Here is a 23,089-nt window from a genome sequence, read left to right on the forward strand (position 1 = left end):
GCACTGCCGCGCGGGCGCACGCGCGGCCCGATGAGCGCGCCGCTGCGCCTGCGACTGCGAAGGATTCGCCGCCATGCCGTCTATGCCATGGCGATCGTATTGGTCTGCGTGGCGGTGCTGGTGGGCAGCGTCAGCCAACTGCTGCCGTTGGCCGAGCGTCATCCGGACAAGGTGGCCGGCTGGCTGAGCGCGCGCGCCGGACAGCCGGTGGCGTTCGACAGTCTGCAGACCCGCTGGACCCGGCGCGGCCCGCTGCTGGCGCTCAAGGGCCTGCGCATCGGCAGCGGCGACGGCCTGCGCATTGGCGAGGCCGAAGTGCTGGTGTCGCTGTATTCCGGCGTGCTGCCCGGTCACTCGCTGACCGAACTGCGCCTGCGCGGACTGGCGCTGGTGCTGCAGCGGGCCGAGGACGGTCGCTGGTCGGTGCAGGGACTGCCGCAGCCGAAGGCCGGCGGCGACCCGTTGGAGACATTGCGGCGCCTGGGCGAGCTGCAGGTGATTGGCGGCCGGCTGCGGGTGGAGGCGCCGTCGCTGAAGCTGCAGGCCGAACTGCCGCGGATCGACCTGCGCCTGCGGGTGAACGGTGAGCGGGTGTCGGTCGGGGCGCGCGCCTGGGCCGACCTGCAGGGCGCACCCCTGACCGCCGTGCTGGGATTTGATCGTGCCAAGGGCGACGGCCAGGCCTGGCTGGGGGCGGACCCGGCCGACTTCCGCAGCTGGGGCGCGCTGTTGGCCGTGGGCGGTGTGTCGCTGGTGCAGGGCACCGGCAGGCTCGACGCCTGGGCGGACCTGCGCGACCACCGGGTGGTGATGCTGACCAGCGACGCGAACCTGCAGGGCGTCCAGTTGCGTGGCGCGCGCCTGGCCGACGGCACGCGCCCGGTGATGACACTGGACGCGCTGCAGCTGCGTGCGCGCTGGCGCTGGGTGCAGGGCGGCTGGCGGGCGGACGCGCCGACGCTGCGGATCGGCATGGAAGGGCGCACCGAGCGCCTGGATGGGTTGTTGCTTGCCGGCGGCCAGCACATGGCGCTGGCCGGCGACAACATCGACGCCACCGCGCTGTTGCGCGGGCTGGCACTCACCGACCGGATCGAACCGGGCCTGCGCGGCTGGCTGCACGCGGCGGCACCGCAGGTGCGGATGAGCCGCGTGCGCGTGGCGGGCGAGCGCGATGGCCCGCTCAGCATCGACGGCGAGCTGGAAGAGATTCGCTTCGCCCCGGTCGGCCACGCGCCGGGCCTGAGCGGCGTGGGCGGCCATTTCGACGGCGACGCCGACGGCTTCCGGCTCGATCTGCAGCCCACCCGGCTGATGCAGTTCGACTGGCCTACCGGGTTTGGCGTGCGCCACGACGTCCGCCTTGCCGGCAGCATGGTGGGGTGGCGCGACGAAGGCGGCGGTTGGCGGATCGGCACCCCGGCGCTGCGGGTGCAGGGCACCGACTACGCCGCCGACGTGCGCGGCACGCTGTGGTTCCAGGGCGATGGCACGCGGCCGTGGATGCAGCTGGCCGCCAGCCTGGACGACGTGCCGATGACCGCCGCCAAGCGCTTCTGGATCCATTCCAAAATGAGCAAGGGCGCCACCGACTGGCTGGATGCAGCGCTGGTGGGCGGTTACGTCCGCGGCGGCATCGGCCTGGTCACCGGTGACCTGGAAGACTGGCCGTTCGACCAGCACAACGGTCGCTTCGAGGCGACCGGGCGTATCGACAATGGCAGCATCCGCTTCCAGCGCGATTGGCCGACCATGGACAAGGTCGATGGCGATATCGCCTTCATCGGCCCCGGGTTTGAAATGCACGGGCGCGGCGACCTGGCCGGCGTGGCCGTGGACCACTTCGATGCGGGCATCCCCGATTTCGGTGCCACCGCGCTGTACGTCAAGGCCAACAGCCGCAGCGATGCCGGTGCGCTGCTGGCGATGCTCAAGCAGAGCCCGCTGCACCGGACCTACGCCGATTCGCTGGACAACCTGAGCGCCAAGGGCCCGGCCGCCGTGAGCTTCGACCTGCTGCAGCCGTTGCACCGCGACCAGGGCGTGGGCCACCTGCAGGGAACGGTGGAGCTGGACGGTGCGACCCTGTCGGACAAGCGCTTCGACCTGACCTTCGATGCGATGCGCGGGCAGGCCCGTTACAGCCAGGACGGCTTCGGCGCCGAAGCGCTGGCGGTCCGCCACCTCGGCCAGGACGGCCAGTTGAGCCTGCGCGCCGGCGGCTACGTGCGCGACCCGCAGCAGGCCTTTGAAGCGGAACTTGGCGCGGCGCTGGACGCCGGGCTGCTGCTGGACCGTGCCCCCGAACTGGGCTGGCTCAAGCCGTACATCGAGGGCACCTCGCGCTGGACCATCGGCGTGACCCTGCCGAAGGTGGCCGCGGGCAGCAAGGCCGCGCCGCCCACGCTGCTGCAGCTGCATTCGGACCTGGTCGGCACCCGCCTGGACCTGCCGGCGCCGCTGGACAAGCCGGCCGGGACGCCGCTGGACACGGCCGTCGCGGTGCAGCTGCCGATGGGCGTCGGCCGCGTGGACGTGGCGTTCGGCCAGCGCCTGGCCCTGGCCGCGCGTACCCACGACGGCCAGACCGGCGTGCAGGTCACGCTGGGCAGCGACAAGGTCGACCGCGACCCGCCGGCCAGCGGGCTGGTGGTGAATGGACGCAGCGGCTCGCTGGATGCACTGGACTGGATCGCGCTGGCGCGCTCGCCGGGCGGCACCCCCGGTGCCGACCCGATGCCGCTGCGCCAGGTCGATGTGCAGGTCGGCCAGCTGCTGCTGGCCGGCGGCATGTTCCCGCAGACCCGCCTGCGGCTGCGCCCGGCCGGCAACGGCGTGGACGTGCGCCTGGACGGTCCGTCGCTGGCCGGCAGCCTGAGCGTGCCCAGCGCCGACGGCGCGCCCATCGTCGGCACGCTCGAACGCGTGCACTGGCAGTCGCCGCCTGCGCCGATCAAGGCGCCTGGGGATGGTGCGCCGATCCTGCTTCCGCCCGAGACCACGCTCCCGGCGCGGGTGCAGGCCAGTGCCAACGACACCAAGCCGGCGAAGATCCCACCGTTGTCGCTGGACGTGGCCGACCTGCAGTTCGGCAAGGCCCGGCTGGGCCAGGCGGTGCTGCGCACGCGGCCGTTCGGCAACGGGCTGAGCGTGGACAAGCTGCAGTTCCGCGCGCCGAAGCAGGCCATCGACATCCAGGGCCGCTGGCTGGGCATGGGCGCGGCGGCCAGTACCCACGTGGAGGTCAACGTGGACAGCGACGACCTGGGCGGGTTGATGCAGAACCTGGATTACGGTGGCCAGCTGCGCGGCGGCCAGGGCCAGATCCGCCTGGAGGCCGGGTGGGAGGGCGGTCCGTCGGACTTCCAGCTGGGCGCGCTGCAGGGCCGGATGCAGGTACATGCCCGCAACGGCCAGTTGCTGGAGCTGGAACCCGGTGCGGGCCGCGTGCTGGGCCTGCTCAGCGTGACCCAGCTGCCGCGTCGGCTGATGTTCGACTTCCGCGATTTCTTCTCCAAGGGCTTCGCCTTCAACCAGGTGGCCGGCACGCTGGACTTCGCCGATGGCATGGCCACCACCGACAAGGTGCTGATCGAAGGCCCGGCGGCCAACATCAGCATCCGCGGCCGCACCGACCTGCGCCGCCAGCAGTTCGACCAGACCATCGACGTCAATCCGCGCGCGGGCAACCTGCTCACCGTGGTCGGCGCGGTCGCCGGCGGACCGGTGGGCGCGGCGGTAGGTGCCGCGGCCAATGCCGTGCTGTCCAAGCCCCTCGGGGAGATCGGGGCCAAGACCTACCGCGTTACCGGCCCCTGGGCCGAGCCCAAGGTTGACGTGATCGACCGTGACCAGGCGCCCCCGCGTTGACCCCTCTTTCCCGCGCCCGGCTTGCGAAGGCGGCCGGCGCCCATAGATCAAGACCATGACCGACAACGCACTTACCCTTGCCCAAGACCGCCTGCTGCTGCCCGCCGGACTCGACGCGGGCGGCCTGGAACGCACCTTCGGCACCCTGCTCGGACCGGGCATCGATTTCGGCGACCTTTATTTCCAGCACGCGCGCCGCGAAAGCTGGAGCGTGGAAGATGGCATCGTCAAGGACGGCGCCCATTCCATCGAGCAGGGCGTGGGCGTGCGCGCCATCGCCGGCGAGAAGACCGGCTTCTCCTATTCCGACGACATCCACGGCGATGCGCTGCTGGCCGCGGCGCAGTCGGCGCGCGCGATTTCCCGCGACGGCGGCGCACAGCCGGCGCGTGCGCTGGTGCGTGGCACGGCGCGCGCGCTGTACCCGGCCCTGGACCCGATCGACGGCATGGGCAATGAAGCCAAGGTGGAGGTGCTCAAGCGCCTGGACCGCTACCTGCGCGCGGCCGACCCGCGCGTGCAGCAGGTGATGGTCAGCCTGTCCGGCGGGGTGGATACGGTGCTGATCGCACGCAGCGATGGCGTGCTGGCCGGCGATATCCGCCCGCTGGTGCGCTTGAACGTGCAGGTGATCGTGGAACAGCAGGGCCGCCGCGAGTCCGGGTATGCCGGGGGTGGCGGTCGCTACAGCTATGCCGAACTGTTCGCCGATGGACGCCCGGAGGCGTTTGCCCGCGAGGCGCTGCGCCAGGCGCTGGTGAACCTGGAGGCGATTCCGGCGCCGGCCGGGGTGATGACCGTGGTGCTGGGTCCGGGCTGGCCGGGCGTGCTGCTGCACGAGGCGGTGGGCCATGGCCTGGAAGGCGACTTCAACCGCAAGGGCACCAGCGTGTATGCCGGCCGCATCGGTGAGCGCGTGGCCGCGCCCGGCGTGACCATCGTCGACGACGGCACCCTCGACGGTCGCCGCGGTTCGCTCAACATCGACGACGAAGGCCACCCGACCCAGTGCACCACGCTGATCGAGGACGGCATCCTGGTCGGCTACATGCAGGATTCGCTCAATGCGCGCCTGATGGGCGTGGCGCCCACCGGCAACGGGCGGCGCGAGTCGTTCGCGCACATGACCATGCCGCGGATGACCAATACCTACATGCGCGCCGGCCAGCACGACCCGGAAGACATGATCCGTTCGGTCAAGCGTGGCCTGTATGCGGTCAACTTCGGTGGCGGCCAGGTCGACATCACCAGCGGCAAGTACGTGTTCTCGGCCACCGAGGCCTACCTGATCGAAGACGGTCGGGTGACCGCGCCGGTGAAGGGGGCCACGTTGATCGGCAATGGCCCGGAAACCATGCAGAAGGTACGCATGATCGGAAACGACCTGGCGCTGGACGAAGGTGTGGGCGTCTGCGGCAAGGACGGTCAGAGCGTACCGGTGGGCGTGGGCCAGCCGTCGCTGCTGATCGACGGCATCACCGTGGGCGGCACCCAGGCCTGATCGCCGGATGCGCCCGTCCTGCCTGCCCGCTTCAGTCGTTGCTGTCGTCGTCGAGGTCGTCGTCGGCGGCAGCGGCCTCGGACGCAACGCCGTCCAGGCCCAGCGCAGCCGGCACGAACAGGTTGCGCAGCACCTGGTAGAGCTCGCGGAAGGCCCGCGGCGGCTTGTTCTTCGCCCGCTCGGCCTGCGCGTTGCGCACCAGCGTGCGCAGCTGCTGGCGGTCGGCCTGCGGGTATTCTTCCAGCAGCGTCGACAGCGCCTTGTCGCCGTCCTTGAGCAGGCGCTCGCGCCAGTCTTCGGCGCGGTGCAGGGCCGCCACTTCGCGGCGCGAGGTTTCGCTGTTCACGTCCAGCGCGTCGCGGATCGCGTCCAGCGTGGCCTCGTCCTCGCGGCGCATGTGCTTGGCCAGGAACGCCAGCTGGCGCTTGTGGGCGATGTGTGCGGTGATCCGCTTGGCTTCGGCGATGTGCGGCAGCAGGTCTTCCGGCACCGGCACGCGGGCCAGCTGCGCCGGCGTCAGCGACACCAGCTTCTCGCCCAGGGCCAGCACGTCCAGCGCGTCGCGCCGGTTCTGGCTGCGGCTGATGTCAAGGAATTCACCGGTTTCTTCGTCGCGTCCGCGCATCGTCTTGTTTCCACTTCCAGAACTGCGCCCGGCGTTGCGCCCGGCACTCACCCGTACAGGATAAAGCATTGAACGTGATCTCCCCTGAAGCGCCCGCCGCCGACGACAGCCTGCAGCGGCTGGAACAGCTGGCCGACATTTCCCAGCAGCTGCTGGCCCGGGCCCGGGCGATGGGCGCCAGCCAGGCCGAGGTCAGCTGCAGCGAAGAACGCGGGCTGGACGTGAACGTGCGCCTGGGCGAGGTCGAAACGGTGGAATCCACCCGCGACCGCGGCATCGCCGTGACCGTGTACTTCGGCCAGCGCAAGGGCAGTGCCAGCACCGCCGACCTGCAGCCGGCCAGCCTGGAGGCAACCGTGGCCCAAGCCTGCGCGATCGCCCGGCATACCGAAGACGATGCCGCCGCCGGGCTGGCCGACCCGGCGCTGATGGCGCGCGACCTCCCCGACCTGGACAGCTGGCACCCGTGGGCGCTGCAGGCCGACCAGGCGGTGGACCTGGCGCTGGCCTGCGAAGCGGCCGGGCGCGACGCCGACCCCCGCATCCAGAATTCCGACGGCGCCTCGGCCGCCACCGCCACCAGCCTGTCGGTGTATGCCAATTCGCATGGCTTCATCGGCCGCGACCGCAGCAGCCACCATTCGGTGGGCTGCGCGCTGATCGCCGGGCAGGGCGACGGCATGCAGCGCGACGGTTGGTACAGCAGTGCACTGGCCCGGGAAGACCTGGAGGACGCCGCGTCGATCGGCCGGCGCGCCGCCGAGCGCACCGTGGCCCGCCTGCAGCCGCGTTCGATGGCCACCGCGCAGATGCCGGTGCTGTATTCCCCGGAAGTGGCCCGTTCCCTGATCGGCCACCTGCTGGGTGCGGTGTCCGGCGGGGCGCTGTACCGCCGGGCCAGCTTCCTGCTCGACAGCGTGGGCACGCAGCTGTTCCCGGACTGGTTCGCGGTGGACGAACGGCCGCTGCTGCGCCGCGGGCTGCGATCGACCGCCTTCGACGGGGACGGTGTGGCCACCCGCGATTCGGCGTTGATCGACGCGGGCGTGCTGCAGCGCTACGTGCTGGGCAGCTATTCGGCGCGCAAGCTCGGCCTGGTCACCACCGGCAATGCCGGTGGCGTGCACAACCTGCTGGTGCGCGCCAACGCGGGCGATCTCACGTCGATGGCGCGGCAGATGGGCGACGGCCTGCTGGTCACCGAACTGATGGGGCAGGGCGTCAACGGCGTCACCGGCGACTACTCGCGTGGCGCCGGTGGCTTCCGGGTGGAGAACGGCGAGATCCAGTACCCGGTCGACGGCATCACCATCGCCGGCAACCTGAAGGACATGTTCGCGTCGATCGAGGCGGTGGGCAGCGATATCGATCGCCGCTCGCACGTGCAGGTCGGCTCGATCCTGGTGGGACGAATGACGGTGGCCGGTAACGATTGACGGCATCGATTGACGTATCCTGTGCCGGCTGCCTGGGCAGGCGGGGAGCCTGCCGCGCACCACCCACACACTGGATAAGGAGTTTCACGTGAGCGAATTTGACAACGTCACCGCCCCGCCGCCGCCGCCGCCGACCAGCGTCGGCCCGGTACCCAGCGACCAGCGCACGATGGCCCTGGCCGCGCACCTGCTGGGCATCTTCACCTGGTTCATCGGCCCGCTCATCATCTGGTTGATCAGCAAGGATGACAGCAGCAAGGGCTTTGTCACCGACCAGGCCAAGGAAGCGCTGAACTTCCAGATCACCGTCACCCTGGCGATGATCATCTGCTTCATCCTGATGATCGTGATCATCGGCGGCCTGCTGGCCCCGCTGGTCGGGATCCTCAACCTGGTGTTCTGCATCATCGCCGCGGTGAAGGCCAACAACGGCGAGGCGTACCGCTATCCGTTCGCGCTGCGCCTGATCAAGTGACCGCTGGCGTGTACCGGGCAACGCCCGGTGCCCGCCGAGAGTCACGGTAGATACCGACCGTGGGTCGGTATCCCACGAAAAACGCCCGGCAATGCCGGGCGTTTTTCGTTCTGATCCGTAACGCCACGGCCTGCGTGGCTGCCGTACCGACCTGCGGTCGGTACCTACCGTCAGTGGTTGCGCTCGACCGCCAGACGGCCCAATGCACGCAATGCATCGGCGCGCTCGTCGTAACCGGCAAGGCTGGCGTGCATGCGCTCGCGCAGTGCGGCCAACTCGGCCTTCGCACCGTCCATCCCCAACAATGCCGGGAATGTGGACTTGGCCTGTGCCTGGTCCTTGCCGGCCGTCTTGCCCAACTGTTCCGAGCTGGCTTCCACGTCCAGGATGTCATCGCGCACCTGGAAGGCCAGGCCCAGCGCGTCGGCGAAATCGTCCAGCTGGGCGAGGTCGGCCTGCGCTGCGTCGCCGCACAGCGCGCCCATGCGTACCGCCGCGCGGATCAGCGCGCCGGTCTTCAGCGCGTGCATGTGCTGCAGGTCGGCCAACGGCTGTGCCTGCCCGGTGGCAGCGATATCGAGGGCCTGGCCCCCGCACATGCCGGCCGCGCCCGAGGCGTGGGTGAGTGCCTGCAGGCAGTGCACGCGCAGCAGCGGCGGCAACGCGGCGTCGGCCAGCAGGCCGAACGCGCGCGTCTGCAGCGCATCGCCGGCCAGGATGGCGGTCGCTTCGTCGAAGGCGATGTGCGTGGTGGGGCGGCCACGGCGCAATGCGTCGTCGTCCATGGCCGGGAGGTCGTCATGCACCAGCGAATACGCGTGGACCAGCTCCACGGCCATCGCCGGCGCGTCCAGCGCAGCCTCGTCCGCGCCGAACACCTGCCCGCTGGCGTACACCAGCAGCGGGCGCATGCGCTTGCCGCCGCCGAGTACCGCATGGCGCATCGCCTGGTGCAGGCGCTGCGGTGCGTGGTGCGACGAGGGCAGGCTGGCGTCGAGCTGGGCTTCGATGCGTTCGCGCCAACGCGCGAACGTGGACTCAACCGTCATGGCGGGGCGGGTCGAACGGCTCGGCGGTGTCCGGACGCGCCGGGTCGCTGAGCAGGCGCACGCGCAGCTCGGCCTGTTCCAGCGCCTGCTGGCACTGGCGGTACAGCCCAACCCCGCGTTCGTATGCGCTGAGCGACTGTTCCAGGCTCATCTCGCCGGTTTCCATCTTCTCCACCAGCAGCTCCAGTTCTTCCAGCGAATGCTCGAAGTGGGCGACCGGGGAGGCGTCTGTGGGGGATTTCTTGGCCATGCTGCAAGTGTGAAGCGCCAGCTGCGGGGGGTCAATTCAGGCCGTGCCCGGCGTCCATCGCAACTGCGCGTCGTGTTCATCCAGCCAGTGCTGCAACGGCGCGCCGATCACGCGGTCGCCCGCGGCCAGCAGGGCATCGCCTGCATACAGCAACGGCAGCTGGCGGCGCTGCCAGGGGGGCAGGCCGCGCTGCTGCAGCAGGTCTTTGAGTGCGTGCGTATGGCTGCGACCCGGCAGCTGGATGCGCTCGCCCCCGCGGCGCGCGCTGACCTGCACCGGCTCGGGCAGGCGTCGCCGGCCCAGCAGCGCAAGTTCGCCGCCATCGGGCAGGGCCAGCGGCGTGGACCCGTCCCAGTTGACGCGCCAGTCCAAGGGCAGCGCCAATGCCATGGGCAGCAGGTACAGGTGCCCGCGCCAGCGCCGGATGCGTACGCCCTGCCAGGCGAACTGCGCATCCGCATCCTGCGTCGCCGGCAGCACGTCGCGTTCGATCGCCTGTACCCCGGCCGCCGGCAGGGGGGGCTGTCCGGCGCTGCGCACCCAGTGCCGCAACAGGCGCGCGCGGCGTTCGCGCGGCTGCCGTTGCAGCCGCGCGCAGTCCAGCACCCCCGGCGATACCGTGCAGCGGCGCAGGGTGTCCTGGTCGGACGTATCCAGCAGGCGCTGGGCCTGGGCGCTGAGCTCGGCGCTGCGCGCGAACGCCGCGTCGGCATGCGGCCAGCGCTGCTGCAGCAGCGGCAGCACGTGCAGGCGCAGGAAATTGCGATCGGCTGCGTCGCTGGCATTGCTGGGGTCGTCGATCCAGTGCAGCGCATGCGCCTGCGCATGGGCCTGCAGCGCGCTGCGAGGCAGGTGCAGCAGCGGGCGCCAGATCGATCCGGCAGCGAACGGGGCATGCGCGCGGATCGCGGCCAATCCGTCCACGCCGGAGCCGCGCAGCGCACGCAGCAGGAAGGTTTCGGCCTGGTCGTCGCGATGGTGGGCCAGGGCGAGGTGTTCACCGTCGCGCAGCACCCGCGCAAAGGCGTCACGTCGCACATGCCGGGCGGCCGCTTCCAGCCCTTCGCCGGTGTCGCGTGGAACGGTTACATGGACCACCTGCAGGGGAATCGACCAGGCGGTGCAGATCGCCTGGCAATGGGCGGCCCAGCGATCGGCGTCGGCCTGCAGGCCGTGGTGGACGTGCACCGCGTGCAGCCCGGCCGCCCGCTGCGCGGCGGACTGCGACAGCCAGTGCAGCAGCACGGTCGAATCCAGCCCGCCACTGAACCCGACCAGCACCGGGGCGGGCAGGTCGGGCACGGGGGGCAATGGGCTGATCGGGGCGGTTGGGTCAGGCACGGTTGGAGTATCGGCGTTGACGCGATCCATCGCCATCGGAATGGGTGCGGACGTGGCGCGCCGGGCGCTGCCCGGCTGTCACTCGACCGTGCGCTCGAACGCCTTCGGTGTCGGCAGTTCCACCGGCACGCCGTGGGCGTCGCAGGTGCCCGCCCGGCACAGCCGCTCGCGCAGACGCGGGGTGGCCTGCACGATCATGTGGTAGATCGTGTTCTGTTCCATGGTGCCGCGCACCGCCCTGCTGCCGGGGCCGCGGGCCCAGATGCCCACGTCTTCGCCGCCGTGGCTTTCGCTCTTCATCGGCACCAGTGCTTCCTGCATGTAATCGCGGTGTTCGGTATCGACGTGGGTCAGGTCCGGCCGGCCCTTGGCCGGGTCGAAGCTGCTTGGCGCATGCGGGTAGGTCTTGGGGCCGGCCGGCTGCTGGTTGCTGGCGCCGGTGAAGCCCGGGCCGTTGGCATAGCTCAGGGTCGTGTAGGGCAGGCCGGTGCCGTCACGGGCCAGGTCCAGCGCGCCGGCGCCGTCTTCGCCGCCCTTGTCCTTGACCTTGCCCAGGATCGGGTTGCCACGTGCCGGGTAGCCGACGAAGTTCAGCGTGTGCGAATGGTCGGCGGTGACGATGATCAGGGTGTCCTGGTCGGAGGTGGCGTCGGCCGCCGCGCGGACCGCGTCGGACAGGGCCACGGTGTCGCTCAGGGCGCGGTAGGCATTGCCGCTGTGGTTGGCATGGTCGATCCGCGCACCTTCCACCATCAGCACGTAGCCCTCCTTGTGGCGCGAGAGGTTGGCGATGGCGGCCCGGGTCAGGTCGGCCAGGCTGGGCTCACCGGAGGGATCTTCGCCACGTTCGGCGTCATAACGCATGTGGTCCGGCTCGAACAGGCCCAGGATCGCCGGCGCGGTGGCCGCGGCCTGCAGCTGCCGTGCATTCCACACATACGCGCCCTGCGGATGCGCCTGCTTCCATTCGCTGACCAGGCTGCGCCCGTCCAGGCGCAGGCCCACCTTGTCGTCGTACTCCGGGTCGGTCTCTTCCACGGTGGTGAACTGGCCGCGGCCGCCACCCAGCGCGACCAGCGGTCCGCGGCCATAGCGCGAGGTGGACAGCAGCTGCTGGGCGATGTCCTGGCAGCCGGCGGCCTTCGCCGCGTCCGGCAGGTCCGCGTCGCTCTCCCAGTTGCGCTCCGGCGAATGGGCGTAGGTCGCCGCCGGCGTGGCATGGGTCAGGCGCGCGGTGGACACCACGCCGGTCGCCATGCCGGCGCTGTCGGCCAGCTGCAACCAGGTCAGCAGGCCCTTGCCCAGGCTGTCGGCGCAGTCGCTGCGGCTGCCCGCGCTGACCCCGATGGCGCCCATGTGGGTCTTCACCCCGGTGGTGATGGCCGTCATGGTGCCGGCCGAATCGGGGGTCTGCGAATCGGTGTTGTAGGTCTTGCTGAACGCCGTGGCCGGGAAGCGTTCCCACGACAGCAGGTTCTCCTCGCCGGGGTTGCCGTTGCGCTGGCCCTCGAAGATGCGCGCGGCGGCCACGGTGGTCAGGCTCATGCCATCGCCCAGGAACAGGATCACGTTCTTCGCGCGGCCGTCCATCGCGCCACTGCCGGCGGCACGGGCGGCGCCGCTGCGGTACCACCACTGCGGGGTTTCACCGGACGGGTGGGCCACTGCTGGTACATCGACCTGAACAGAACCGCCGCCGATGCGGGAGGAAGAAGCGGGAGTGGCGCAGGCGCCAAGCAGCAGGGTGGTGGCCAGGGCCGCCAGCAGAGGGGTGGAACGGGGCATGGACGCGCGGATCTCACGGATGGTACGGGCGTTCATTATGCAGAACGCTGCAAGGCACGCCGATGACACGCTGATTTTCCCTGTACGCCTCGTCCGCACGAGCGGCTTGGGCTAAGGTGGCCAGCTGTATCACTCTCCCCCTGGAAGGCTCATGGCGCTGGTATCGGCGTGGCTGCGGATCCCGTTCTGGCAGCGTGTACTCGGCGGCTTCGTGCTGGGCGCGCTGGCCGGTTGGCTGCTGGGTCCCGCGGCCGAGGTCTGGTTCGGCCCGTTGGGCGACCTGTATGTCACCCTGATCAAGATGATCGCGGTGCCGCTGGTGTTCTTCGCGGTGATCAACGCGATCTCCTCGCTGCACGGCCAGAAGTCGGTCGCCGCGCTGGGCGGACGTACCTTCCTGTGGTTCATCATCACCGCCGCGCTGGCGGTGGGCATCGGCCTGCTGGTGGGCACGATCATGCAGCCGGGCACGGGCAACCTGAGCCTGAGCATGGCCCATGGCTACACCCCGCGCGAGGTGCCCAGCGTGGTCAAGGTGCTGATGGACGTGGTGCCGTCCAACGTGTTCTACGCGCTGACCGGCATCGGCACCCGGGTCAACGCCGCCGGCGAAACGGTGCTGGCGGCCGGGCGCGGCTCGATCCTGCCGGTGATCTTCTTCGCCGGCCTGCTCGGCTTTGCCATGGTCAAGCTGGGCGACAAGGTCGCCGAGGCGCGCAGGCTGACCGGACAGATGAGCGACATCATGATCCAGGTCACCCGCTTCGTGCTGGAGATGACCCCGCTGGGGACGTTCGGGTTGATCGCCGGACTGGTCGGCAGCTATGGCTTCGAGAAGCTGCTGCCCCTGGGCAACTTCGTGCTGGCCCTGTACGTGGCCTGCGCGCTGCATATCGTGCTGGTGTACGGCAGCCTGCTGCTGGTGCACGGGTTGAACCCGCTGAAGTTCTTCCGTGGCGCGGCACCGGGCATGCAGGTGGCGTTCGTCAGTTCGTCCAGCTTCGCGGCGATGCCGGCGGCGATGCGCTCGATCACCCACAACCTGGGCGTGAACAAGGACTACGCGTCATTCGCGGTGCCGTTGGGCGCCAGTATCAAGATGGATGGCTGCGGGGCGATCTACCCGGCGCTGTGTGCGGTGTTCATTGCCCAGTACACCGGCGTGCCGCTGACCCCGGAACAGTATGTGGTGGTGCTGATCGCCTCCGTGCTGGGCAGTTTCGGTACTGCCGGCGTGCCGGGCACGGCGGTGGTGATGGCCACGGTGGTGCTGAGTGCGGCCAACCTGCCGCTGGAGACGATCGGCTACCTGTATGCCATCGATCGGATCCTGGACATGATGCGCACCATGACCAACGTGACCGGCCAGATGCTGGTGCCGGTGCTGGTCGCCAAAGAAACCGGTCTGCTCGACCGCGGGGTGTACGACAACCCGTCCACCAACCTGGGCGTGGACGAGGGCGACGAGCCGGCCGCGCGCTGAGCGCAGCGACACGGTCTGGATCGAAACGGGTCGGCAGTGCCGACCCGTTTTCGTTTGCTGACTGCGTGCTGTGCCACCTGTATCGCGCGCTGTTACATCGTTGATACACCCAAGTGTGAAGCAGGCGTTATAAGGCTTCGGGCACCGTGGTCGCCGTGTTCAGGCGGCGTGAACGCCGCGTCGGTGTAACACCCACGTTCCAGGCGCACGCCCGGCGGCAGGCGTAAAGGCCCATGAAACGGGCGTCTGGACGTTGGCACGATTGCTGCTCCTTCCTCCCGCATCTTGACGGGAGGCCGCAATGGACAGCGTTCACGCAGCAGGCAGGGCAGGCACGATGGCATGGGTGGTGGCGGCGGCGTTGCTGCTGGCACCGGCAGCCGTACAGGCCTCGGGCGCACGCCAGGGCGTGAAGCAGCAACCGGGCGAAATCGTCCTGCTGCGCGACGTGTCCGCACGACCGGCCTACCGGCCCGCACCACCGGGCGTGGCATTGATCGCCGATCCTTCCCCGCGCCGGGAAGTCAGCGGCGCGCTGGGCACGCCCAACGGCATGGATGAACTGAGCGACGACGATTACGCCTCGCTCGGCTCCAACGCCGGCATCGCCTCCAGCCACCACCAGACCACGGTAGAGCGCGTCACCACCGGCACCGTCAACAACACCCTCGGGCGCGCCACCACCAGCGGCGTGCTTTCCGGCAACACGCTGGGCCGCAGCATCGGTGGTCCGATGGGCGCGGTGGGCAATGCCACCCGCGGCATCGGCGACCAGGTGCGCGGCGCGCTGGCCCAGTTCCCGCTGGGCCAGCCTGCAGGCGGGAACGGCAAATGAAAGGCGCCTCCCTGCTGCTGTCGCTGGGCCTGCTGACCCTGTCGCCGCTGCCGCTGTCGGCGCAGCAGGCCGATGACTACGCGAACATGCTGGGTTACCTCAACCAGACCCGCCTGGACGGCCGCGCGCTGACCGGCGCCGACGGCGCCATCGTGGTCAACATGGCCGCCGGCGACCTCAACCAGCAGGCCAACCTGCTGGGCATCGCCAGCGGCGGGACCGCGCAGGTCGACATCGACGCACGGCAGCTCCAGTCCAACAACCGGGTACGCGCCAACGGCGCACTCCAGGCCCGCGCCAGCATCGGCGGGCAGGCACTCAGCGGCGCCAGCGGCGTCGCCATGATCAACCAGGCCAGCGGCATCGGCAACGCGACGCTCAACATCGTCACGGCCACGCTGGCGCAACAGGGCATACGCGAGACGAACGACGAGGCCCTGGCCGCGTCGGGGGCACTCGCGTCCGCAGGGGGGCAGGGCACCGCAGCACGCGGTGGTTCCGCCGGAACCCGCAGTGTCGCCGTGGAGGACACCGCACTGCAGGGATTCGACGGCGTTCTGCAACTCAATCAAATCGCGGGTACCGGCAACACCACTGCCAACCAGTTGAGCATGTCGGTGCAGTCCACCCCGTGAGCAGTTCCATCCAACCGATTGACCGTGAAGAGAGAGGGCACCATGAACACCATGAACAAGACGGTACTGGCGCTGGCCATCGCTGTTGCGGCTACCGCTTCTGCTTCGGCCCAGGACAACCAGAACGCAAGCGCGTTCATCAACCACGTCCACAATGTGTGGGAAACCCGCACCAACCTCAACACCAACGCCAACACCAACCTCAACACCGACGTCGATACCAACATCAACACTGACATCGATACCGACGTCGATACCAACATCGACACCGACATCACCACGGCGATCGATACCAATATCGACACCAACATCCGCAACGACTGGGATTCGCGCACCCGGGTGCGCAACAACAGCACCACCAACACCAGCAGCGATACCAGTACCACCACCACCACCAAGAGCTACAGCGACACCCGCGACGTGAACCACACGCGCAACGTGAGCGTCAACGAAAACGTGCAGAAGAACAGCAACATCCAGGCCGACGAGCGCAAGGAAAAGAACAACCATGGCGTCGACGTCAACCTGGAATCGGACCTGCAGGTAGGTGCGGACGTCCAGTTCCGCGGCCGTCCGACCGTGTCGGGTGACCTGGCCGTCGACTCGGCGGCGATCGCCATCATCGACAACCGCCAGTCGGTCACCGACAACCACGGCGACAACGAGCTGCTGGAAAACAACGCGTCGATCAGCGAGAACGTGGCGCAGGACGCGTCGGGCAACCTCGGCTTCAACACCGCCGCCGGTGACAACAACGCCCAGGACAACGCCGCGTCGCTGTCCGCCGCCGACGCGTCGTTCACCTTCGGCATGTCCGATGCCCAGGTGTACGTGAACCAGTACGGCGCCGGCAACCACACCTACAACGACGGCGTGGCCAACAACTCCAGCCTCAGCGGCAATGCCTTCCGCGGCGCCACCGGCAACATCGGCGTCAACAGCGCCGCCGGCAACAACAACGAGCAGAAGAACGCGCTGGCTGCGTCGGTGTCCACCGCACGCATGGCGACCGCCAGCATCAGCTCGAACCAGGTCTCCACCGACAACAGCGTCTCCAACGAAGGCTACGTGAAGGCCATGCGCGACACCACCCAGGTCACCCTGCGTGGCAACGTGCGCGGCGGCACCGCGGCCATCGGCCTGGGCGCCTACCGTGGCGAGGGCGAGGCCTTCCAGCAGTCGAACCTGTATGCCGACAGCTGGAGCGGCGAAAGCCATTCCGGCGGCAACTCGACCGGGCATATCGACTTCGACAGCGATACCCAGGGCGCCGTGCAGAACCCGAACCGCGAAGGCGTGGGCGGGTTTGCCTTCGACACCGAAGAGCAGGGCGTTCTGGCCTACGGCGAAGTGGGCTACGCCGACCTGCATGCCAGCCTGAGCGGCACCGTTGCCACCACCCGCTGGGTGGTCGAGAAGGCCGAGAACAATGCCTCGCTGTCCGGCGATGCGTTCCGCGGCGCCAGCGGCAACATCGGGGTGAACGTGGCGGCCGGTACCGGCAACCTGCAGGCCAACAGCCTGGCCCTGGCCGTGGCCCAGCCGTCCACCGGCGGCAACCCGGGCGGTGGTGGCGGCGAGTAAGCCTGTCCGCTTTCGCAGGCAACACGCGTTGAGCGCAACAAGCCCGGCCATCCGCCAATGGCCGGGTTCCCCCGGGAGCCCCTGTCCCATCCTCCCCCTTTGGGGCAGGGGCTCCTTCCTTTCCTGCGTCATCCCCGGAGCCTCGCCGATGTGGTCCACCCGAGCCCTGTGCTGCGCGTTGTCGCTGTTGCTGTTGCCGGTCGGCGCCTCGCGCGCGGGTGACGTGGCGTTCAGTGGCGTGCTGCCCAATGGCGCGGTGTTCACCCAGAAGGTGGAGAGCATGCAGGAGCGGCGCTTCCGCAACGTGGTGCGCCAGCACACCGACTACAGCTGCGGCGCGGCTGCATTGGCCACGATCCTGCGTTACGCCTACCACCTGGACGCGGACGAAGGCACGGTCATCGAAGGCATGATGGGGGTGTCGGACCCTCAACTGGTCCACCAGCGCGGTTTCTCGCTGCTGGACATCAAACGGTATGTGGAATCGATGGGCATGCGTGGGCGCGGCTACCGCGTCAACGAAGAGCGCCTGCGCTCGCTGCGCGTGCCCGGACTGGTGTTGATGGATGTGCGCGGCTTCCGCCATTTCGTGGTCCTCAAGCAGGTCCGCGGCGAGCTGGTGGACGTGGCCGACCCGATCCTGGGCAACCGCAGCGTTCCCATCAACGAATTTCTCGATGCGTGGCCGTCGCGCGCCGTGTTCGTCGTGATCGGTACCGATTTCGATCGCAATACGGTGTTGCTGCAGCCCGGCGAACGGCCCAGTGCGCGTTCGCTGTATGCACGGCAGGGGCCGATCACCGACGCGGAACTGGTCGATTTCGGCTTTACCCACGCCGATCTGTTCTAGGAGACAGCATGAACATCACCTCATGGACGCCCGTCGCGCTGCTGATGGCCCTGCTGGGCATGGCCCCGGTGCATGCCGCCGACGCGCCGACCGCAGAACGGGGACGGCCCGGCAAGGGCCTGAGCGAGATCCCCGATCCGGAACTCAACCTCATGCGCGGCCGCTACACCGTCAACGGCACATCGGTCGCCTGGTTCGGCGTCACCATGGTGTCGCAGTGGCAGGCCGGCACCCAGTCGGCGCAGAGCGCGCTGACGCTGGGCATGGACTTCAGCCATGGCGCCCAGACCCCGAAGGTCAGCTTCACCCCCAGCGTGACCGTCACCGCCGCCGATGCACCGCTGCCGGTGACCCCGGGCCGCAGTGTCGACGCCAGTGGCCTGCAGAACGTGGCCGGGCTCACCCAGAGCGTGCAGGTGGCCGGCGACAACAACGTGGCCAGCAACAGCACCCGGTTGAACGTGCGCGACGGCAGCGCGCCGGCGACGCCCGAGCAGGTCACCGCGCAGGCCAGCACGGCGCAGGCCGACGCGCCGCAGGTGGACGTGCAGCAGGCCAGCAGCCAGCAGGCCAGCGTGCAGCAGGGCGGCGTGAGCGCCGTGGCCCAGCAGGACGGCAACAGCGCCAGCGTCAAGCTGGACATCCAGGGCGTGGGCCAGGTGCAGCAGTGGATCCGTAACGGCAGCGTGGGACAGAGCATTGCGATCAGCAGCGACGGCCAGGCGGTGCGCAACCGCATGCAGATCGACCTGGTCCGGCAGACCCTGGCCAGCAGCGGATCGCTCAACCAGAACGTGGCCCAGGCGATGAACCTGGTGCGCGGTGTTGGCATGGGGCCCGGCCAGTAACTCTGGTCGGTGGGGGAACCACACAGAACCGCAGGGCAAGGAAATGCACACCTCGATACGCAGCACCCCGCTGGCGCTGGCGGCGCTGGCACTCGCCTCGGCGACCACCGCCGCCGCGCAGAATGCCCCGGCAGCGCCGGCACCCGCAGGCGGCCAGAACGCGCCCATGTCGCCGACCGACGAAGCCGACGTGAAGGCGCTCATGCAGCAGCTGGAGACGCTCAAGGCCAACTACGCCCAGGAAGTGCGCCGGCTGCGCGAACTGGACATGCAGGTGCAGGCCATGCAGGCCCGGCTGAGCGGCAAGACCGCGCCGCTGGCCGCCGCTGCCGCCGCGCCCGAACCGCTGCCCGCGACCACCCCGGCCGCACCGGTGGGAGGCGACGGCTACGCCAGCAGCGCGGCGGAAGCCCAGGAAGCCAAACAGGCCTCGCGGCGCAGCGTCGACGACGTCAAACAGCAGACCGCTACGCTGTTCACCCGGCGCTTCACCCTGGAAAACAGCCTCACCTATGCGCGCTACGACCGCAAGCAGCTCACCCTCAACGGCTTCCTCGCGCTCGACGCCATCTTCCTGGGCAACATTGCGATCGAGAACGTCGAGTCCGACACCCTCACCTACAACCTGGCCGCACGCTGGGGCCTGACGCCACGCCTGGCGTTGAACCTCGATGTACCCTACCTGGCCCGCAAAACGGTATTCCAGAAGGGCGGCGCCGGCGGCGCGGCCGCGGCCATCGCCCAGGAAGAGACGACCGGCAACGGCATCGGCGACGTCAGCCTGAGCGCCAACTACAAGCTGTTCTCCGAACGCGGCCGCCTGCCGGAAACCGTGCTCACCGTGGGCGCCACCGCACCCACGGGTCGCGAACCCTACGGCCTGGACTGGAAAGTGCTGCAGCGCGACGACGATGACTTCATCCGCTTCGCCGTGCCGAGCGAGCAGCCCACTGGCAACGGCGTGTGGCAGGCCAACATCGGCCTGTCGGCGGTGAAGACCGCCGACCCGGCGATCCTGTTCGCCAACATCGGCTACGTCCACTCCTTCGAAAACAGCTTCGACGACCTCGACGCCAACCCCGACACCGTCAACCCCGGCGACGTGAAGCTGGGGGGCTCGTACTACTTCGGTGCCGGTGTCGCTTTCGCCTTCAACGAGCGTACCAGCCTGAGCATCTCCTTCAGCGACAAGCTCAGCGCACGCGCGTCCACGCGCTACAAGGGCGGCGAGTGGGTCAAGATCGTGGGCAGCGACGCGAACGCCGCCACCTTGAACCTGGGCATCACCTACGCGCTGAACCAGAAGACCACGCTGGTGAGCCTGCTGGGGATCGGCCTGACCCCGGACGCGCCCGATTTCACCCTGGCCTTCAAAGTGCCGTACATGCTTTGAGGTCAACGCAGCTCAGGCAACGCCAACTGGTGCTTCCGGCACAGCCGGTACACCGTCACCCGCGATACCTGCATGGTGCGCGCGCACGCGGTGATGTTGAAGGCGTTGTCGCGCAGCGCCTGCAGCAGGGCATCGCGCTCGGCCGCCTGGCGTGCATCGTGCAGCAGCCGCTGCGGCATCTCCACCTGCGGCGACAGAAGTTCCAGGTCGGCCACGCTGATCAGCTCGGCTTCGCTGACGATCGCCGCCCGCTGCACCCGGTTCAGCAGCTCGCGGACATTGCCCGGCCAGTTGAAGCGCTGCAGCGCCCGCGACGCCTCCGTGCTGAAGCCACGCGCACGCGTCACGTGGCGGCGGCGGAAGCTGGCCAGGAAATGCTCGGCCAGCAACAGGATGTCCGTGCCGCGCTCGCGCAACGGCGGCATCGGCAGGCGCAGCACGTTGAGCCGGTAGAACAGATCGCGACGGAACTGCCCGCGCTCCACCGCCTGCTCCAGGTCCACATGGGTGGCGGCCACCACGCGCACATCCACCGACAAGGGATGATTGCTGCCCACCCGCTCGATCGTGCCCTCCTGCAGCACCCGCAGCAGATTGGTCTGCGCGTCCAGCGGCAGGTCGCCGATCTCGTCCAGGAACACGGTGCCGCCGCTGGCGGTCTCGAACAGACCCAGCCGACGCGTCGCCGCCCCGGTGAATGCCCCCCGCTCGTGCCCGAACAGCTCCGACTGCACCAGGGCCGCCGGAATCGCCCCGCAGTTGACGGCCAGGAAGGGTCGCCCATGCCGGGGCGACAGCGCATGCAGTGCCTGCGCCGCCAGTTCCTTGCCGGTGCCCGTTTCCCCGGTGATCAGTACCGGAAGCTCGACCGGTGCGAATTTGCGCAGCGCCGCCCGCGCTACCTGCAGCACCGCGCTGTCGCCGACCAGGGCCTTGGCCCCGGACGCCTGGCCCGGCGCCTCGCCGTCGGCCAGCTGCTGCAGCCGCAGCACCAGCCCGGCCACGTCCAGCGGTGCCGTCCAGGTGTCCACGCAGCAGGCCAGCAGGGCCTGCAGCGCGGTATCGGCCGGCAGCGGACCGGTCGGCAGGATCGCCAGCAGGCGCATGTGCCGGTGCTGCGCCAGCAGCCCCTGCAGGTGCTCGAGATTGCCGGGAGGGGGGCCGCGCAGATCCAGCAGTCCCACCACCAGGTCGTTGCTGCGCATGCCGATCGCCACGCACTGGTCGCTGGCGACCCCGCGTACCTGCCATCCTTCCGCTGCAAGGGCGGCGCGCTCGGCCGCGTGGGGGTGCCCAAACCAGATTACACACCGGGCCGGAAATTCAGGGACTGCCGCCATGCGTCACCTTCGAGAAAAAGATCCCGGGCGGTGTCTGCAGGTCGGCACGCCCCGACGGGCCGCCCCCCGCCGGAACCAGCAGCCCCCGCCGGACCCGGCAGGGGCTGGTCGCGTGCAACGCGAATTGCGCGAACGACAACAGGGAGAACGCCGTTTGCCGCCGGTACCGGCCATCGCCCGGCCCAACGAAAAAGGCCGCTGCAGGGCAGCGGCCTTTCGTGGCGCGGGTCAACCGGGCCGATTCAGAGCTCGACGCGGCGCGCCTGCATGAACTTGCCGCCCCAATAGCCCGAGACCAGGCTGTCCACGCGGACGTCCTTGCCGGTGCTGGGGGCGTGCAGGAAGCGGCCTTCGCCGACGTAGATGCCGACATGGTCGACCCGGCCCTTGCGGCCGAAGAACACCAGGTCGCCCGCGGCCAGCGCGTTGCGGTCGTTGATCAGCTGGGCTTCGCCGTCGTGGGCCATTTCACGCGACACGCGCGGGAGCTCGATGCCCAGCGCGGTCTTGAACACGTAGCCGACCAGGCCGCTGCAGTCGAAACCGCTGTCCGGCGAGGTGCCGCCCCAGCGGTACGGCGTGCCCAGCAGGGTCATTGCACGACGCAGCAGCGACTGCACCTTGCCGTTGTCGGCCTCACCGCCGACCACCGCGCCGTTGGCACCGGTGCTGGCGTCGTAGTTGGCAAGCAGGCGGCTGAGGTCGCCGGCGAACATCGCCGAGCGGTCCATCAGCGGAATGGTGTCGTTGGCCGCCAGGTGCGGGAGCAGGGCGGCAAGGGTGGCACTGGCAGCGGCATCGGCCTTGCTGCGGACCGGCGCTTCAGCCTTCGGCTTGGCGGCAGCGGGTGCTTCGGCGACGGCAACAGCGGCAACCGGCGCGGCATCGACGGGGGTCGTCGGTGCGGACTGTGCCCAGGCCGGAACACTGGCCAGGCAAAGGGCGAAAGCGAGAAGAGCGGGGCGGGCAGTGCGCCGGGAAGTGGCGGTCTGGCCTTGGCACGTCAGGTCGGCTGTCGTCACGCGGCGGTCACTGAATAAAAACGATGGGTGATGATGCCGTGTAAGACGTGTGATTTGGTACAAATTCCGTTAAATTTTCGTTTACATCAATGTGCTTTGCGTCACATTTTTGAACCTTTCCCCCATTCATTTCAGTGAAGTACGCGTTTCGCCCCTGTGTAGTGCTGCTTCCAGTAGCTGCCTGCCAGCGAGTCCAGCCGGACCGTTCCGCCGGTGCTCGGTGCGTGCACGAAACGCCCTTCGCCGACATAGATGCCGACGTGGAAGACATTGCCGCGGTCGCCGAAGAACACCAGGTCGCCGGGCGCCAGCCGCTGCGGGTCGATCTTCGGACCCTGCACCGCCGCCAGGTCGCGCGAGGTGCGCGGCAGCTTCAGGTCGAGCATTTCCCGGTACACATAGGCCACCAGCCCGCTGCAGTCGAAGCCCGACTCCGGGGTATTGCCGCCGTAGCGGTACGGCGTACCGACCAGCCCGATCGCGCGCATCAGCACCGCATTGGCGGCCTGCGGATCGTTCGGCACCACCGTCGGCCAGACCTGGGCAGCGGCCGGCGGCGCGGCCGGGCGGGTGGCCTTGCCACCGCCGCAGGCGGCCAGCAGGGCCAGGCTGAGCAGGGCGGCAGCCCGCGAAAGCGGGCCGATCAGGCGCGGAACTGGCGTCATGTGCGTGATGTCCGGATAATGCGCGACCTCAGAAGGCCGTCATCATGGCGGCGTATCCGGCGGGCGACAACCCGTCCCATCCGTCTGCCCAGGCAGCCAGCA

The 23,089-nt window shown here is 69.3% G+C and carries 19 protein-coding genes; 11 read left to right on the forward strand and 8 right to left on the reverse strand.

The window, feature by feature from the left end; genetic code table 11:
- The first annotated feature begins 30 nt into the window (after window positions 1-30).
- Window positions 31-3,870: a YhdP family protein gene (locus tag ACIGII_RS11790; RefSeq protein WP_399638315.1), complete on the forward strand. Its 3,840-nt coding sequence runs from the start codon at window positions 31-33 to the stop codon at window positions 3,868-3,870.
- Between the two features lie 55 nt (window positions 3,871-3,925).
- Complete coding sequence (gene tldD / locus ACIGII_RS11795; RefSeq protein WP_399638316.1) at window positions 3,926-5,371, forward strand: metalloprotease TldD; 1,446 nt, start codon at window positions 3,926-3,928, stop codon at window positions 5,369-5,371.
- Between the two features lie 31 nt (window positions 5,372-5,402).
- On the opposite strand, the gene yjgA is transcribed toward tldD, so the two are convergent.
- Window positions 5,403-5,996: a ribosome biogenesis factor YjgA gene (yjgA, locus tag ACIGII_RS11800; protein WP_399638317.1), complete on the reverse strand. Its 594-nt coding sequence runs from the start codon at window positions 5,994-5,996 to the stop codon at window positions 5,403-5,405.
- Between the two features lie 68 nt (window positions 5,997-6,064).
- On the opposite strand from yjgA, the gene pmbA reads away from it, so the two are divergent.
- Window positions 6,065-7,432: a metalloprotease PmbA gene (gene pmbA / locus ACIGII_RS11805; RefSeq protein WP_399638319.1), complete on the forward strand. Its 1,368-nt coding sequence runs from the start codon at window positions 6,065-6,067 to the stop codon at window positions 7,430-7,432.
- An 88-nt stretch (window positions 7,433-7,520) separates the two neighbouring features.
- Complete coding sequence (locus ACIGII_RS11810) at window positions 7,521-7,907, forward strand: DUF4870 domain-containing protein (protein ID WP_399638320.1); 387 nt, start codon at window positions 7,521-7,523, stop codon at window positions 7,905-7,907.
- 170 nt (window positions 7,908-8,077) lie between these two features.
- On the opposite strand, the gene ACIGII_RS11815 is transcribed toward ACIGII_RS11810, so the two are convergent.
- From ACIGII_RS11815 to ACIGII_RS11830, 4 genes are read right to left on the reverse strand one after another with little or no spacing between them, the layout of a single operon-like run.
- Complete coding sequence (locus ACIGII_RS11815; protein ID WP_399638321.1) at window positions 8,078-8,956, reverse strand: polyprenyl synthetase family protein; 879 nt, start codon at window positions 8,954-8,956, stop codon at window positions 8,078-8,080.
- Window positions 8,946-9,206: an exodeoxyribonuclease VII small subunit gene (locus tag ACIGII_RS11820; protein ID WP_399638323.1), complete on the reverse strand. Its 261-nt coding sequence runs from the start codon at window positions 9,204-9,206 to the stop codon at window positions 8,946-8,948. Before ACIGII_RS11820 ends, ACIGII_RS11815 begins: the two co-directional genes overlap by 11 nt.
- Window positions 9,207-9,242: 36 nt before the next feature.
- Window positions 9,243-10,577: a tRNA lysidine(34) synthetase TilS gene (gene tilS / locus ACIGII_RS11825; protein ID WP_399638359.1), complete on the reverse strand. Its 1,335-nt coding sequence runs from the start codon at window positions 10,575-10,577 to the stop codon at window positions 9,243-9,245.
- Between the two features lie 48 nt (window positions 10,578-10,625).
- Window positions 10,626-12,332 (reverse strand): alkaline phosphatase, encoded by a 1,707-nt coding sequence (locus ACIGII_RS11830; RefSeq protein WP_399638361.1) that lies wholly within the window; start codon window positions 12,330-12,332, stop codon window positions 10,626-10,628.
- A 151-nt stretch (window positions 12,333-12,483) separates the two neighbouring features.
- Here ACIGII_RS11830 and ACIGII_RS11835 point away from each other — a divergent pair, with 151 nt between their 5' ends.
- From ACIGII_RS11835 to ACIGII_RS11865, 7 genes are all read left to right on the forward strand, one after another.
- Window positions 12,484-13,815 carry a dicarboxylate/amino acid:cation symporter gene (locus ACIGII_RS11835; RefSeq protein WP_399638325.1) on the forward strand — a complete coding sequence of 444 codons (1,332 nt, stop codon included), beginning with the start codon at window positions 12,484-12,486 and terminating at the stop codon, window positions 13,813-13,815.
- Between the two features lie 301 nt (window positions 13,816-14,116).
- The gene (locus tag ACIGII_RS11840; protein WP_399638327.1) at window positions 14,117-14,650 is read left to right on the forward strand and encodes a hypothetical protein; all 534 of its coding nucleotides are present in this window, start codon (window positions 14,117-14,119) and stop codon (window positions 14,648-14,650) included.
- The gene (locus ACIGII_RS11845; RefSeq protein ID WP_399638328.1) at window positions 14,647-15,285 is read left to right on the forward strand and encodes a hypothetical protein; all 639 of its coding nucleotides are present in this window, start codon (window positions 14,647-14,649) and stop codon (window positions 15,283-15,285) included. The genes ACIGII_RS11840 and ACIGII_RS11845 overlap by 4 nt, the downstream gene beginning before the upstream one ends.
- A 42-nt stretch (window positions 15,286-15,327) precedes the next feature.
- On the forward strand, window positions 15,328-16,869 hold the full coding sequence (locus tag ACIGII_RS11850) for an adhesin (protein WP_399638330.1): 1,542 nt from the start codon (window positions 15,328-15,330) through the stop codon (window positions 16,867-16,869).
- 148 nt (window positions 16,870-17,017) lie between these two features.
- The gene (locus ACIGII_RS11855; protein WP_399638332.1) at window positions 17,018-17,719 is read left to right on the forward strand and encodes a C39 family peptidase; all 702 of its coding nucleotides are present in this window, start codon (window positions 17,018-17,020) and stop codon (window positions 17,717-17,719) included.
- 8 nt (window positions 17,720-17,727) lie between these two features.
- Window positions 17,728-18,567, forward strand: a complete 840-nt coding sequence (locus ACIGII_RS11860) for a hypothetical protein (protein ID WP_399638333.1) — start codon at window positions 17,728-17,730, stop codon at window positions 18,565-18,567.
- 43 nt (window positions 18,568-18,610) lie between these two features.
- A complete protein-coding gene (locus tag ACIGII_RS11865) occupies window positions 18,611-19,960 on the forward strand; it encodes a transporter (protein ID WP_399638335.1) in 1,350 nt (449 codons plus the stop codon).
- A gap of 2 nt (window positions 19,961-19,962) precedes the next feature.
- On the opposite strand, the gene ACIGII_RS11870 is transcribed toward ACIGII_RS11865, so the two are convergent.
- The 3 genes from ACIGII_RS11870 to ACIGII_RS11880 form a co-directional block, all read right to left on the reverse strand.
- The gene (locus tag ACIGII_RS11870) at window positions 19,963-21,300 is read right to left on the reverse strand and encodes a sigma 54-interacting transcriptional regulator (RefSeq protein WP_399638336.1); all 1,338 of its coding nucleotides are present in this window, start codon (window positions 21,298-21,300) and stop codon (window positions 19,963-19,965) included.
- Between the two features lie 242 nt (window positions 21,301-21,542).
- A complete protein-coding gene (locus ACIGII_RS11875) occupies window positions 21,543-22,322 on the reverse strand; it encodes a C40 family peptidase (protein ID WP_399638338.1) in 780 nt (259 codons plus the stop codon).
- 131 nt (window positions 22,323-22,453) lie between these two features.
- On the reverse strand, window positions 22,454-22,987 hold the full coding sequence (locus tag ACIGII_RS11880) for a C40 family peptidase (protein ID WP_399638339.1): 534 nt from the start codon (window positions 22,985-22,987) through the stop codon (window positions 22,454-22,456).
- Window positions 22,988-23,089: the final 102 nt, after the last annotated feature.

This window comes from Stenotrophomonas sp. NPDC077420, assembly GCF_044543385.1.
Taxonomy (GTDB): Bacteria; Pseudomonadota; Gammaproteobacteria; order Xanthomonadales; family Xanthomonadaceae; genus Stenotrophomonas.